The 14,824-nt window shown below is 39.8% G+C and carries 12 protein-coding genes; 8 read left to right on the forward strand and 4 right to left on the reverse strand.

Going from position 1 to position 14,824, the window contains the following annotated elements; translation table 11 throughout:
• Positions 1-12: 12 nt before the first annotated feature.
• From ABJN95_RS16050 to ABJN95_RS16060, 3 genes are read right to left on the reverse strand one after another with little or no spacing between them, the layout of a single operon-like run.
• Positions 13-549 carry an RsmD family RNA methyltransferase gene (locus ABJN95_RS16050; protein WP_348371851.1) on the reverse strand — a complete coding sequence of 179 codons (537 nt, stop codon included), beginning with the start codon at positions 547-549 and terminating at the stop codon, positions 13-15.
• Positions 549-1,379 carry a DUF3822 family protein gene (locus ABJN95_RS16055; RefSeq protein ID WP_348371853.1) on the reverse strand — a complete coding sequence of 277 codons (831 nt, stop codon included), beginning with the start codon at positions 1,377-1,379 and terminating at the stop codon, positions 549-551. The genes ABJN95_RS16050 and ABJN95_RS16055 overlap by 1 nt, the downstream gene beginning before the upstream one ends.
• Complete coding sequence (locus ABJN95_RS16060) at positions 1,357-2,091, reverse strand: hypothetical protein (RefSeq protein WP_348371856.1); 735 nt, start codon at positions 2,089-2,091, stop codon at positions 1,357-1,359. Before ABJN95_RS16060 ends, ABJN95_RS16055 begins: the two co-directional genes overlap by 23 nt.
• 99 nt (positions 2,092-2,190) lie before the next feature.
• Between ABJN95_RS16060 and ABJN95_RS16065 the strand changes: the two genes are divergently transcribed.
• The 6 genes from ABJN95_RS16065 to ABJN95_RS16090 all read left to right on the forward strand — a co-directional run bounded on the left by ABJN95_RS16065 (position 2,191) and on the right by ABJN95_RS16090 (position 7,479).
• Complete coding sequence (locus ABJN95_RS16065) at positions 2,191-3,630, forward strand: AAA family ATPase (protein WP_348371858.1); 1,440 nt, start codon at positions 2,191-2,193, stop codon at positions 3,628-3,630.
• 84 nt (positions 3,631-3,714) lie between these two features.
• Entirely contained in the window at positions 3,715-4,284 is a 570-nt protein-coding gene (locus ABJN95_RS16070) for a DUF4126 domain-containing protein (protein WP_348371861.1), read from the forward strand.
• 33 nt (positions 4,285-4,317) lie between these two features.
• Complete coding sequence (gene kdsB, locus ABJN95_RS16075) at positions 4,318-5,031, forward strand: 3-deoxy-manno-octulosonate cytidylyltransferase (protein ID WP_348371863.1); 714 nt, start codon at positions 4,318-4,320, stop codon at positions 5,029-5,031.
• Positions 5,022-5,720, forward strand: a complete 699-nt coding sequence (locus ABJN95_RS16080) for an HAD family hydrolase (RefSeq protein ID WP_348371866.1) — start codon at positions 5,022-5,024, stop codon at positions 5,718-5,720. Before kdsB ends, ABJN95_RS16080 begins: the two co-directional genes overlap by 10 nt.
• An 8-nt stretch (positions 5,721-5,728) precedes the next feature.
• Entirely contained in the window at positions 5,729-6,856 is a 1,128-nt protein-coding gene (locus ABJN95_RS16085) for an iron-containing alcohol dehydrogenase family protein (RefSeq protein ID WP_348371869.1), read from the forward strand.
• An 80-nt stretch (positions 6,857-6,936) separates the two neighbouring features.
• On the forward strand, positions 6,937-7,479 hold the full coding sequence (locus tag ABJN95_RS16090) for a 1-acyl-sn-glycerol-3-phosphate acyltransferase (protein ID WP_348371871.1): 543 nt from the start codon (positions 6,937-6,939) through the stop codon (positions 7,477-7,479).
• Here ABJN95_RS16090 and ABJN95_RS16095 read toward each other — a convergent pair.
• Positions 7,476-7,979, reverse strand: a complete 504-nt coding sequence (locus ABJN95_RS16095) for a hypothetical protein (RefSeq protein ID WP_348371874.1) — start codon at positions 7,977-7,979, stop codon at positions 7,476-7,478. The two genes, ABJN95_RS16090 and ABJN95_RS16095, sit on opposite strands and share 4 nt — an antisense overlap.
• Positions 7,980-8,442: 463 nt before the next feature.
• On the opposite strand from ABJN95_RS16095, the gene ABJN95_RS16100 reads away from it, so the two are divergent.
• Together ABJN95_RS16100 and ABJN95_RS16105 are read left to right on the forward strand one after the other, a co-directional pair.
• The gene (locus ABJN95_RS16100; RefSeq protein WP_348371876.1) at positions 8,443-13,932 is read left to right on the forward strand and encodes a BspA family leucine-rich repeat surface protein; all 5,490 of its coding nucleotides are present in this window, start codon (positions 8,443-8,445) and stop codon (positions 13,930-13,932) included.
• Between the two features lie 379 nt (positions 13,933-14,311).
• Positions 14,312-14,824: hypothetical protein (locus ABJN95_RS16105; protein WP_348371879.1), on the forward strand; the 513-nt coding region annotated here is incomplete at its 3' end.

Raw genomic sequence — 14,824 nt, forward strand, 5'->3', positions numbered from 1 at the left:
AAGACAAAGATACTACGCTTCAAAAAAACTAAAAACACTCCCTCCATACTTTCGCTGATTGCTGAAATTTGGAAGATGTGAAAGATCAGTTTGTTTTGCATGCTCAATTATTAAAACTCCATCTTGGAGAAGTAATTCATTTTTAAAAATCAAGCTTGCGATTTGTTCAAAATCCTCTTGAGGTATGTCATATGGAGGGTCGGCAAAAACAATATCCGATTTTAGATGCGTCTTTTCCAGAAAGGAAAACACATCGCTTTTCAGGGTAGTAATGCTTAAATCAAGTTCCGCAGCCGTTTTGTTGATGAATTGTACACAACCGAAGTTTCCGTCTACCGCAGTGATTTGCTCGCAGCCACGTGAAGCAAATTCATAACTTATGTTTCCTGTGCCAGCAAAGAGATCTATGAAGGAGACCTCATCAAAATAGTAGCGGTTATTCAAAATATTGAAGAGTGCTTCTTTTGCCATATCGGTAGTAGGACGAACTGGCAATTTACTTGGTGCTATTATACGTCGACTTTTATACTTCCCTGAAATAATACGCATTAAAGGGTCTTTAAAACGGTAAAGTCAATGGCATCTTTCTTAATATCCATTGGGTACGAAGATACAGAAGGAACAAATATGGAAAGGTTCTTTACGTACTCATAACAGATGTCATAAATAGGATCGCCTTCTTCTATAGCCCCAAATAGCTTTAGTTTGGTAAACTCGGTATCTAACTTCAGTTGTTCTAAGGTAAAGAGCAGATAGTAGATAAAATCTTCTTTGGTAACGAAGTCGAAGCTATTGTACAGTAATAGCTTCCTTTGTGAAATTACAGTAACTTCCATTTGCCGGTCGGCTACGTGAACATAACAAGTAGGTTCTTTTGCAATGCTTTGACCACTTAGGAGTGACTCTACCATTACGGTACCACTATGCTTGTATACAAATTCTCCAAAAAGCTCATAAACGTAATTATTGACATTTACAAACGGTACATATACATTGATCATATCATGATTCTCCACTTTGTCATAAGCAATATGATCGTTAGCTAATATTTTGGTGTTAAACTTTAAATAGTTGGCCATCTCATTTTCATCAAAGAGTGACTGTGGAACCAAGCTAAATAGCTTATTGCGGTGTACAACGATGATTTCGCTGAATTGCTGTTGCGGAATTGAATGTTTATTGAAAAGAGAAACCAAGCCTTTTTGCAGCCCGTATGGGGTGCGTTCTTTTTCAAAAACAATACGGTCAGCGTTTAATACGGTATTGCCAATAGTATCTACAATGCAAAAAGAAAGTCCATTCAAGCTAACTTGAATGGACAGTTTATTGAATTCTTTTGAAATAGCTACAGCTTCTTTAATTGTCACCTTTTCTATCATATATGGGCGGCCAGTTTCCACTTGTACTCACCTGCACCAAAGAACCAACGGTTATATGGGTTCCATTAACCTCTTCAACGCTTACCTGTGCATTCTCACGAGATAAGAGGTCTTTTGGCTGATCCGCTAAAATATCGCTCTTGGCCACGGTTACTTCATAAACAGGAGCTTTGTAACCACCTTTATCGATGATGTCGGCTTTCATTTCAAAAGTCTTGCCTGGTACGCCAGGCACGTTCATCATATTTTTATACCGAGTGTCTTTTTTGAAAAGCGAATCTCTAACTGCCCGTGTACCCAAAGTATCGATAATAACTGTGTCAACTGGCATATCAATGCCAAAAGCTTTGTTAAAACGCATAAACGATGAATCTTTCTGGGTAGTTATTGTATATTCCGCTCCATCTACAAAGCTTACAAGACTCTTGAAGTCATTCGCGTATTTTCCGGTAACACTTTTATGGGCTTCCTGAGAAAGTCTTATGTCTTTCAAGGTATTGATGACCTTTGCGAAGCGCTCTTCTTTTACCTCTTGAAACCGAATAGGACCTGTAATAGATTCATAGATAAGATAAGCGAAAAGAAGCGATAACAATCCTAGTACAATAGAAATAATAGGCTTCATCTTCTGTGGCAAAAATTTGTCTATCAACATCACCATTAAAACAGTAAAGACAACTATTCCTATTATAATCAATATTAGTGTTACCATAAAATAAATTTTTAAAAGTTTGGCTTATTGACAAATTTACATTTTTTTTTCAATCGCAAAAGTTTTTCTACTAAAAATCCTGTTTATCTTAGCAGCCCTATGAAAACCCTTACAGACGCTTCTTTTTATGCTATTTTAAAGGACAAATTTCCACACGAACCTACCTTGAAGCAGTCCGTAGCTTTACAAAAAATATCGACCTATATTTTAAGCAACAAAAAGGATACCGTTTTTTTGCTAAAAGGGTTTGCAGGTACGGGAAAAACCACACTTGTAGGTACTTTAGTAAATAGTTTGTGGCAGACTGGTATGAAAGCGGTTTTGATGGCGCCTACCGGGCGAGCGGCCAAAGTCATGTCTAATTATTCGAATACTCAGGCATTTACAATCCATAGAAAAATATACTTTCCCAAGAAACAGAGTGGAGGGGGCGTACAATTTGTTCTTGCCCCGAATAAGCATCGCAATACGGTGTTTATTGTCGATGAGGCATCGATGATACCCGATACCCCAGCTGATTCTAAACTCTTTGAAAATGGTTCGTTGTTAGATGATTTGTTGATGTTCATTTACTCAGGCCATAATTGCAAACTAATGCTAATCGGAGATACGGCACAACTTCCCCCGGTACATTTAAATTTGAGCCCGGCCTTAGATGCGGATAAACTGGAATTGAATTATAATAAGGATGTTATCCGATTGGAGTTGGATGAGGTAGTGCGGCAGGCTGAGGATTCTGGAATTTTAGTAAATGCAACCATGCTACGAGAGCAATTGCAAACTGAATTTTTTGAAGCATTTCAATTTGACGTGCATCCTTTTAAGGATATTGTTCGGTTGATTGAAGGCCAAGAAATCTTAGATGCCATTGATAATTCGTATTCGGAAAATGGCAAAGAAGAAACCAGTTTTATTGTTCGGTCTAATAAAAGGGCCAATTTGTACAACGAAAACATTCGAAGTAGAATTCTGTATTTAGAAAACGAGATTGCTGTAGGTGATTTTATGATGGTGGTAAAGAACAACTACTTTTGGCTCGATACAAAATCGGAAGCAGGTTTTATTGCCAATGGTGATATCATTGAAGTGCTTGAAATCTATGCAATAAAGGAACTCTACTCCTTCAAGTTTGCGGAGGTGAAAGTGAAGATGGTCGACTATCCAAATATGAAACCTTTTGAAACGGTACTACTGCTAGATACCATTCAGGCGGTCACACCTTCCTTGTCTTATGAAGATGGAAACCGACTCTATCAAAAGGTAATGGAAGACTATGCCGATGAAAAGTCAAAGTATAAAAGATTCTTAGGTGTGAAAGGGAACAAATATTTTAACGCCTTACAGGTAAAATTTTCATATGCAATAACCTGCCATAAGTCTCAGGGCGGACAGTGGAATACTGTTTTCGTCGAGCAGCCCTATCTACCCAACGGCGTAGATAAAGAATACCTCCGTTGGCTCTATACAGCTGTCACTAGGGCTAAAAAACAGCTTTTCTTAATCGGATTCAAGAACGATTTTTTTCTTGATGGGGAATAGGTTAAATTTGGCTAGATGCTGCATTGTAAATTATACCAATCAGCTGAGAGCCAGAAATAGACCAATGAAAAGAATCAATAGATAATGACTTCCGAAACCGTAATCAGTATATTTTTAGGAGTAGGCTTAGCGGCCTCCGTTGGCTTTCGAGTGTTCCTGCCTTTATTTGCACTGAGCCTTGCGGCCTATTTCAATGTTTGGGAATTAAATGATAGTTGGCAATGGATTGGCAGTCTTGCTGCCGTAATTACGTTAGGTGTTGCTACTGTAATTGAGGTTTTTGCTTATTTCATTCCTTGGGTAGATAACCTATTGGATAGTATGGCTGTACCTTTGGCAGCTATTGCAGGTACGGCCGTAATGGTAAGTACTGTTGCGGGCTTGGATCCGGTAGTGACTTGGTCATTGGCAATAATAGCGGGTGGCGGAACGGCCACGGCTATCAAAGGAGCTGGTGCTGCTGGTAGATTGGCCTCTACAGCAACCACAGGCGGGGCAGCTAACCCAATTGTTTCTACTGTGGAGACCGGCACTGCGGTGGCAGTAACAACGGCGTCTATTTTTGCGCCCATGATCGCAATAGTTTTAGTAATCGTTATTCTATTTATCATTTTTAGGATATATAGAAAACTTCGCCCTCGAGCGAAATCATAAAATTAAAGTGCAAGAAAAGTGAAAATAATCGCGATGATACCCGCTCGTTACGCGGCGTCAAGATTTCCGGCAAAACTGATGCAAGACCTTTCGGGTAAACCGGTTATTCTTAGAACCTACGAAGCTGCCAAAAATACCAAGCTGTTTGAAGAAGTATACGTAGTTACTGACAGTAATGTTATATACGATACGATTACGGAAGCTGGAGGGAAAGCAATCATGAGTATCAAAGAACACGACTGTGGCAGTGATCGAATTGCCGAGGCTATCGTTGATATGGATGTAGATATCATTGTAAATGTTCAAGGTGATGAACCCTTTACAGACAAGGAAAGCCTAAGCGGTGTGCTTGATGTTTTTAGATCTGATATTGAGGAGGAAATCGATTTGGCTTCCTTAATGGTTCGTATTACCGATAAGGCGGAAATAAAGAATCCGAATACAGTTAAAGTAATTGTCGACAACCGCAATTTTGCTTTGTATTTTTCAAGGTCTCCAATTCCTTATCCCAGAGCAACAGATGTCGAACACCTATATTATAAGCATAAGGGTATTTATGCGTTTCGCAAGCGGGCGCTTATGGATTTCCAACGTTTGCCAATGCTTGCTTTAGAAGCTACAGAGAAGATAGAGGCCATTCGCTATTTGGAATATGGTAAGAAAATAAAGATGGTTGAGACTACGGTGAGTGGAATTGAAATAGATACCCCAGAAGATTTAAAGCGAGCACAGGAAGCATGGAGATAGATTACAGTGCTGTAAAAGTTATTGGCTTTGATGCAGACGATACCCTTTGGGTCAACGAAACCTATTTTCGAGAGGCTGAGGAAACCTTTGCCAGTCTGTTAGATGGTTTTGAAACCAAAAACAAAATTGATCAGGAGCTCTTCAAAATGGAAATGAAAAATTTAGAGCTCTATGGATATGGAATAAAAGGTTTTATGCTCTCAATGGTAGAGTCTGCCTTAGAACTTTCAAATAATACGGTTTCACAGGCAACTATTACCGAATTGTTGAATCTAGGTAAAAAGATGATTTCACACCCCGTAGAACTTCTAGAAGGCGTAAAGGAAGTGTTGGACGGATTAAGAGATAAATACCGGTTGATCGTTTTGACCAAGGGCGATTTGCTAGATCAAGAACGTAAAATTGAACGATCTGGTTTGTCGAAATATTTTCATCATATTGAGGTTTTAAGCGATAAGAAAGAAGAAAACTATCTAAATTTGCTCTCACATTTAGAGATTAATGTTAAAGAGTTTTTGATGATTGGGAATTCTCTAAAATCAGATGTTTTGCCCTTATTGAATATTGGGGCGCAGGCGGTTCACGTCCCTTTTCATACCACCTGGAAGCACGAAGAAGTTACCGTTGAAGATAATGATTTTAAGTATTTGAAAATTAAGAAGTTATCAGATATTTTGAAGCATTTGTAAATTGAATTATGGATACTAAAAATGAAATGGGGTTACCCAAGGCATCCGATGCCACAGCCCAAACTTATCGTAACTTTCCGATGGTACCAAGAGTGGTATTTGGAAGAGGAAGTTTCGATCAATTAGGAGGCATATTGTTACCCAAAAGAAGACACTCTGATGCCCCATTTATTTTTTTGGTTGATGATGTTTTCGAAGGAACAGATGTCGTCTCAAGAATCCCAATCATTTTTAATGATCAGATTGTTTTTATTTCTGCAGATGAAGAACCAAAGACCTCGCAGGTAGATACCTTGGTTCAAGAAATTTTGGCGGAATACACAGAAATTCCATCTGGTATCGTCGGTATTGGTGGCGGAACGCTACTAGATTTGGCAAAAGCAGTGTCAATAATGTTAACCAATAAAGGTGGTTCAGCAGCATACCAAGGATGGGACTTGGTACAAAAGCCTTCTATATATCATGTCGGTATTCCAACGATTAGTGGAACAGGAGCAGAAGTTTCAAGAACTACGGTACTTTTAGGGCCTGAGAAAAAACTGGGTATTAATTCTGACTACACCACATTTGACCAGGTAATTCTAGATCCTAATTTGACAAAAGGCGTTTGTAAAGAGCAATGGTTCTATACCGGAATGGATTGCTTCATACATTGTATAGAATCTCTTAATGGTACCTATTTGAATGCTTTTAGTCAAAGCTACGGTGAAAAGGCACTTGAGCTTTGTAAGGAAGTGTATCTAGGAGACTTAACTTCTGAGGAATCACGAGACAAGTTGATGATGGCATCTTGGCACGGAGGTATGAGTATTGCCTATTCTCAAGTGGGCGTTGCGCATGCCATGAGTTATGGTTTGGGATATGTATTGGGGGTAAAACACGGTATTGGAAACTGTTTGGTTTTTCAACACTTAGAGGAGTTTTATCCAGAAGGCGTGAAGCTCTTTAATCAAATGAAAGAAAAACAAGGCGTGATTTTGCCACAAAACATTTGTACAGGGTTGAGCGATAAGGATTTTGATACCATGATTGAGGTGGCCATGGCGATGCAACCGCTTTGGGAGAATGCCTTGGGAGCGGATTGGAGAAGTATTGTGACTCCAGAAAAACTAAGGTTCCTCTACGAAAAAATATAAACCTTATTGTTTAACGGCATGGAACCCCTTTTTGGTTGGTGCTCTTACAAGAATCAATCAAAAACGTTTATTTCAAATCCATGCAAAAACTTGCCCAATTTATTTACTTTAAAATCCTAGGCTGGAAGGTTGTTGGAGCATTTCCTTCGGCCTTGAAAAAATGCGTGATTATAGTGGTTCCACATACCAGTAATATGGATTTCTTTTTGGGATTACTTGTTCGAAAAATGTGGAATGAAGAAATTAATTGGATTGGTAAAAAAAGCCTTTTTCGTGCGCCCTACGGCTGGTTTTTTAGATGGGTTGGTGGGGCTCCGATTGATCGCACTAAAAACAACGACACGGTTAGTGCTACTGCTGCCCTTTTTAACGAAAGAGAAAAGTTTAGATTGACGATCGCTCCTGAAGGCACCCGAAAGAAGGTAGATAAATGGAAAACAGGTTTCTATTATATCGCAAAAGCCGCGCAGGTTCCTGTGGTAATGGTGGCTTTTGATTTTGGTAATAAGCGAGTCAAAGTTTCAGCGCCTTACCATACGTCAGAGGATAAGGAAGTTGATTTCAAAATTTATGAGGATTTTTTCAAAGGAATAAAAGGTAAGGTTCCCGAAAATAGTTACTAACCTCTTTCGATTAATTTCTTTTCCTTTGGATTCTCTTTTTTCTTTGTGTTACCAGGAAAAACAAGACTAGTACTGGAGTAGGTGGTGCCGAATGTTGCACTTGCCGCATACACTTGATCTATGGCATCCAACACCTGATGATCTGCCAATTCCTTTAAGGGATGAATAAAAACCGACCAGATCACTTCATCGCTTAAAGCATATTTAACATCAAGCGCTGAGTGAAAGTTAGCCACAAGCATGTTGAGTAGTTGCTCCTCCTCCAAATCTTTCGTTTCAACAATAGGGGTGATGATTCGCATGCGATTGGCGTTTTCATCATATACACAGATCAAGGGCCTTTCCTTATACATGAATTGGATGGTATTTCCATTGGTTACAGTAGTATCAGCCACCTGAGCAATAAGCTCTGATAGTTTTTCAGCGTTCATTTCTTGTGCACTGGCCCTATGTAGCGTAAAAAAACAAAATAGAGCAATTAGGTAAAACGCGTTTCTCATGTCTGGTTTTTTAAATAGGTCGCATTTCTGCACCTATATTTACAAAACTATATAAATCGTTAAAAATTGCTTTTTCGTTTGATTGCCTTATTCAAGAGCAAATGTTGGTTGTCAAATGTGAGTGCTGCAAATGATAAAGCCGTACTGTTTATTTCCATTTTCCAATTTTGTAGGAAGCATTGACGTTGTGAAAAATAGATGACTTCTGATTATTATCCTATAAATTCAGTTGAACGCAACAAGAATCGTGCAAGCACTTAGGGGTGTGGCCGACATAGGCTAGAGTTCTGTAATTCAGGCAGTAAGGCTTGATTTTGTTGTCGTAGATTGTTCTTAGATCACTACTTGTACCTTTGCAGGCTTATGATCTAGTATTTTGGCGAAATTAAGCATGTATTAATCGATAAATAGAAATAGGTAAATTCTGACAGCTTATATTTGGTAACCTAACACACACCACTATATGTCAAAAATTTACTCAAAAAACCCACTGTTTTTAGTTGTAGTCCTTTTTTTACTATCATTTTTTAATACAGTTGCTCAAGAAGCCGTCTTTCGCATTAATACCGGAGGTGTAGCGTCTGATTATAACGGTGAACAGTTCATAACAGACAACTATTTCGATACAGGTTCTACCTTAGATAGACCCCAAACCGGTCTCCCTGAACCTTATCAATCTTTTCGTTTTAGCCGTTCTCAACAAATGGGATATGATATTCCGTTGACTGATGGCGAGTATACCATACACCTGTATTTCGCAGAACTTTGGTTTGGAGCTACGGGTGGCGGTTCTGGTGGTATAGGTAGTCGTGTATTTGATGTTATCATTGAAGGGCAATTGGAAGAAGATAACTTAGACATATTTGCTGAGGTTGGGGCCGATGCGATGCTAATGAAATCGTATACAGTAGCAGTAACAGGAGGGATATTGGATATTGATTTCGATTCACGTGACGTGGTTGGAGGTGAACGCCACCCCGTCATTAATGCAATTGAGGTATTCTCTAATAGTATTCAGACTCCTAGAATAAGCATAGACCCTATTGCGGATCAATCGAATGAAATAAATGACACGGTTAATGTAAATGTATTGGCTTCGGGTGGTGACTCTAATGCTGCTTTTGTATATCGTATTTCGGGCCAACCCTTAGGAATATCAATTAACGAAACTACCGGCTTGATCTCTGGTATGGTTGACCCAAGCGCTGTCACTGGTGGCCCTAACAACAACGGTATTCATCAAGTAAGGGTGGTGGTAAGCAAGGCTGGGTTGGAAGATGCAAGTGAAACGTTTGATTGGTCAATATCCCATTCTTCTTGTATTTGGAATTCCCTTTCCGATGCAAATATCGAACGTTACGAGGCCGTAAGTCAAAAAATAGGAGATAAATTATATGTCTTGGGCGGTTTTAAGCCTGGTATTTTGGTAGTCGCAGAAACCGAGATATACGATACAACGAATGACATTTGGACATTAGGAGCATTGATGCCAGTTCCTGTTACCCATACGGCCGCAGTGGCTGTTGGCAGTGATATTTGGATTATTGGTGGTTTTGCGGGCGATAACCCCGGAGTTGCAACCAATGTAGTCCAAATCTATGATACCCTAACGGATAGTTGGAGTGTAGGACCAGCCTTACCGAATGCTGTAGGATCAGGGGCTGCTGCGCTGAACGGAAATAAAATTTATTTTGTAGGTGGATTGGAACCAGATAGACAAACCGATGTTGCCGACCACTTGGTCTTAGACCTCCAAAATATCGCTGCTGGGTGGACTCTTGCTGCCCCGATGCCGAACCCTCGAAATCATCATAGTTATATAAGCGTAAACGGACTTATTTATGCCATTGGAGGGCAGTATGGGCATGATGGCCCTAAGCAAGATACCAAACTCGTACACGCCTACGACCCTAATTCTGACGAATGGACACGAATGGCAGACCTTGCTCGTACGCGCTCTCATTTTAAGGCAGCAACCACAATTCACAATGGAAAAATCATTATTGTTGGTGGTATAGACAACGGCCCCATAGTAAATGATATCTCGGTTTACGATCCACAGTTGAATCTATGGTCATTGCTTTGCACACTTGACGGTGAAGGACTCGATGAACCTTCTGCGCAAGCTTTTGGAGATCGGTTAATTGTTTCAGGGGGTAGGCCTATTCGCGATTCAAATATCATGCTTAAAGAAACAAAATGGTTACAGCTTGAAGCCAGTACGTCGCAGGCACCGATCGCTGATACCGGCCAAGATCAAAGTATTACATTACCGACAAATACTGCAACAATTAACGGTTCTGGATCAGACCCTGACGGAGGTACCGTTACCTTTTTATGGACGCAGGAAAGCGGACCGAGCGCAGCGTTATTATCAGGTGTCGGTACTTCAACCTTGACTGCCAATAATTTAATAGCAGGTGATTATATCTTTAGACTTACGGTGACCGATGATGAGAATGAAACTAATTTCGATGAAGTTACCATTACAGTGAATACCGAAATTGTACTACCTGATTTTGCACTTCGCATTAATGCTGGAGGTACCGCAGCAAACTATGAGGGAGAAGATTTTATAGCAGATCAATACCATGATACGGGCAATACATTGGATAGACCTCAAACAGGGTTGCCAGAACCATATCAGACTTTTAGATTTAGTCGCTCACAGCAAATGAGCTATGATATTCCATTGGAAGATGGGGAATATATCGTAAACCTGTACTTCGCTGAGTTATGGTTCGGCGCCACAGGAGGTGGACCGGGTGGAGTAGGTAGTCGTGTTTTTGATATCAGTATTGAAGGGCAATTGGCCGAAGATGATTTAGATGTCTTTGCCGAAGTAGGGGCAGATGCAATGTTGATGAAATCGCATAGGGTAACGGTTACTGGGGGTGTGTTAAATATTGACTTTAATTCTACAGATGCCGTAGGAGGCGAACGCCACCCGATTATCAATGCTATAGAGATTTTAGGTGTCGAGCCCTTAGATGAAAGACCTTTTATTACCACTTGGAAAACTGATAATCCTGGAGTTTCTGAAGATAATCAGATAACTATTCCAACCTATCCGGGAGAGACCTACAACTATTCAGTGGATTGGGGTGATGGCACTATAGATTCTGCCGTTACAGAGGACATTACCCATACGTATTCGACACCTGGAACATATGAGGTTTCTATTACTGGTGACTTTCCAAGGATTTACTTCTATAATGAGGAAGTCGACCGATTGAAGATACTTAGTGTTAAACAGTGGGGAGATATTTCTTGGAAGTCATTTGGGCAAGCATTTTTCGCTTGTTATAACATGGATGTTACTACGACTGATTTTCCAGACTTTTCGAATGTAAGTGGCCTATCAGGAATGTTTTCTTCTTGTGAGTCAATGGTTGGGAACTCTAGTTTTGAAAATTGGGATGTAAGCAACATAACGGCCATGGAGTACATGTTTAGTAATACACCCTTTAATCAGAATATTTCAAATTGGGATGTTAGTAACGTGACCTACATGGATGGAATGTTTCAAAAATCCTCGTTCAATCAAGATATCAGTGCTTGGAATATGAGTCGAGTTTCAAGGTTGCCTTTTATGTTCAGAAATAGCGCGTTTAATCAGCCAATAGGTGATTGGGATCTAGGCAACGCTGGAATAATGAACTCAATGTTCGAAGGAGCGATAGATTTCAATCAAGGACTGGGAAATTGGAATGTCGCCTCGGTTACGAGAATGGAGGATATGTTCAAGAACTCTGCGTTATCACTAGAAAACTATGATAATACATTAATAGGCTGGAGTACTCAACAAATTCGAAACGGAGTAACTTTTGACGGAGGCAACAGCCAATTCTGTCAAGGCGAAGAAGCCCGCCAAAAACTAATCGATGACTTTGGTTGGACGATTACCGATGCGGGAAAAACTTCTGATTGCCCCGACACATCATCTTTTATAACCACTTGGAAAACAGATAACCCTGGTATTTCTAATGACAACCAAATTACGATTCAGACCGTATCAGGTGAAATATATAATTACGAAATTGATTGGGGTGATGGCACTTCAGATTCAGGAGTTAACGGCAACATTGTTCATACCTATACTACTCCGGGGGTGTACCAAGTCTCGATAACAGGAGTATTTCCTCGAATAGATTTTCACAATACCAGTGACGGCATTAATGAACGTGAGAAGATACTATCCATTGACCAATGGGGTGACATCGCTTGGAGTTCTATGGAGAATGCGTTTGTGGCCTGTAGTAATTTAGACGTTCTAGCCACCGATATTCCAAATTTCTCCTCAGTAACTAGTACGAGGGCCATGTTCGGAGGATGCGCTTCATTAATAGGTAATGAATCTATGAGTAATTGGAATGTTAGTACTATACTCGATATGCAAGGCATGTTCAGTAGTACAACAGTTTTTAACCAAGACATAGGAGGCTGGGATGTGAGTAATGTAAGAAACATGCTAGGGATGTTTAACGGGGCCTCAAGTTTTAATCAAGATATAGGTGACTGGAATGTTGGCAATGTTCAAAATATGAGGGTAATGTTTGCCGCTGCCTCCAGTTTTAACAAAGACGTAAGCCGTTGGGATGTCAGTAAGGTATTCGATATGGGTTCCATGTTTTCAAATGCCAAAGAGTTTAATCAACAAATTGGTCTTTGGAATGTTAGTAGTGTTACCAATATGAGTTGGATGTTCTCAGGAGCAAGCAAATTCAATCAAGATTTGAACGGCTGGAATGTAGGAAATGTTCAGGACATGAAATATATGTTCCAAGGTACAATGTTCAACAAAGATATTGGCCAATGGAATGTAGGGCAGGTAAACGACATGACTAATATGTTTCGATTGAACACCAGCTTTAATCAAGATATAGGCAATTGGGACGTAAGTAGTGTTACCACAATGAATAGCATGTTCTATGAGGTGCCTACTTTTGATCAAGATTTGAGTAATTGGAATGTAGCTAATGTAGTGGATATGCGAAATATGTTTATTAGGGCAGGGCTATCCAACGCCAATTATGATAGCACCCTTCAAGGCTGGAATAGTCTTCCAAGTTTGCAGGAGGGCGTTGAATTTACAGCCAGTTTCAGTCAATACTGCTTAGGCGCAGCGGCACGTCAGAACTTAATTGACCAGTATGGATGGATTATTTTTGATGCCGGTGAAAACTGTACCACGGTACCTGATGGTATTTGGTTGGAAGCGGAGTGCGCAATAGTAGGTGATAACTGGAGTGTCGTCAATGATGCGGACGCATCAGGTGGTCAATATTTGCTTCCACCTGCCGGCTTCAATTCCTTTCCTACCTCGGATGCCAAATCGATAGTTTCTTTTAATGTTCCCATAACTGAAGCGGGTATATATTCAATTTTTGTTTTGTTGAATGCACCGACATCTTCGAACGATAGTTTCTGGATCCGTATCAATGGTAATGGTTGGTTGCGCTGGAATAATATACCCAAAAGCACAGAATTCGAATGGAATCAGATTCATGACCGAGAAATTGTTAGTGCTCCATTGACCTTTGATTTGGAAATAGGCGTTAATACAGTTGAATTTGGACATCGAGAAACGTCAGTCGGACTTGATAAAATCCATGTTACAAATACAGCATCAGTTCCCGTTGGCCTAGGTGAAGCCGATGAGACCTGTAATTCAAGCAGTAGCGGTAAAAGAGCAATTACAAATAGCACTACCCTATCACCAAATCCGGCAGGTACAACAACAATACTGAGTTTTGAAAAACCAGTTGAACTGACAACTATTCAAGTATTCGATACTATGGGTAGACTAGTACATACTTATAGTGGACCAGAAGTTGCTGAGGATGACGCTTATTTACTTAATGTTAATTTGCTACCGACGGGGACCTATTTTATAAAGTCTCAAGACACCCATGGAGAACACTACCAAAAACAGATGGTAATTAAGAAGTAAACCTACCTCCATTATTGACAAAATAGGAGGGCAACCTGAATTTTATGGTGCTTTTGTGCAATTAATCGGTTTTTTGTTCATACGCTTTACTAATTGGATAATTTTTGATATTTTCGAGGCTTGATGATGTAGAGTTTAAGAGGTTTCTCTATTGACTTTCAATTTTAAGTAAAAAATGCTCACCTCCCCTTTTTTTATTGTGAATTATAATCGTGTACAGAAAAATTTGTTTTGTATGAATTTATATTGAAAAAATATACCCAATCATGGGTATTATTTTGTTTATAATTAAAATTTATTTTTCCAATTCAGCTGTGCCCCACACTTACCTGAAAAACCCTTTTGACTTGGTAGTAAACTAAATTAAAACCAAAGCTTTATGGGGAATTTTACTTTTTATTCTTTTCATGTTTTTAAATGTGCTTTTCTTTCGAAAAGGACTAAGCGTGCGATCGGCCTCTTGGCCTTTTGTTTGCCAATACTCACATACGGTCAAACACCATGCGCCCCTATTAGTACATTAGATTGTGACGATATCGCTGTTGTGCTTCCTTACAGTTTGGATTTTAGTGCCTCAACCCCTAATACCCTAGCAGATGCTGCGGTTAACGGAACTGGTTTTACCATGTCATTAGATCATTCAGAGGCTAGGCGTAGTAGTGATTTGCCAATATCGAATCCACTTGCGAATGGGTATGAGCCCTCTTTATTGTCTTTAGGTGGTGGCTCATTGCAGCTTTTGTCTCAAGGTGGTATCGCCTATCTAGATCCTCCTGCGAGCAATAATAACAATAATCAGGTCAACACCTTGGGTGTAGGTATCACCGATATGGCATCTTCTTTCATTGTCAAGTCAACCCTTTTGAATATCGTTACTGGTGGGGGAGGTGCA

Source organism: Maribacter sp. (assembly GCF_039974175.1).
GTDB lineage: Bacteria > Bacteroidota > Bacteroidia > Flavobacteriales > Flavobacteriaceae > Maribacter_C.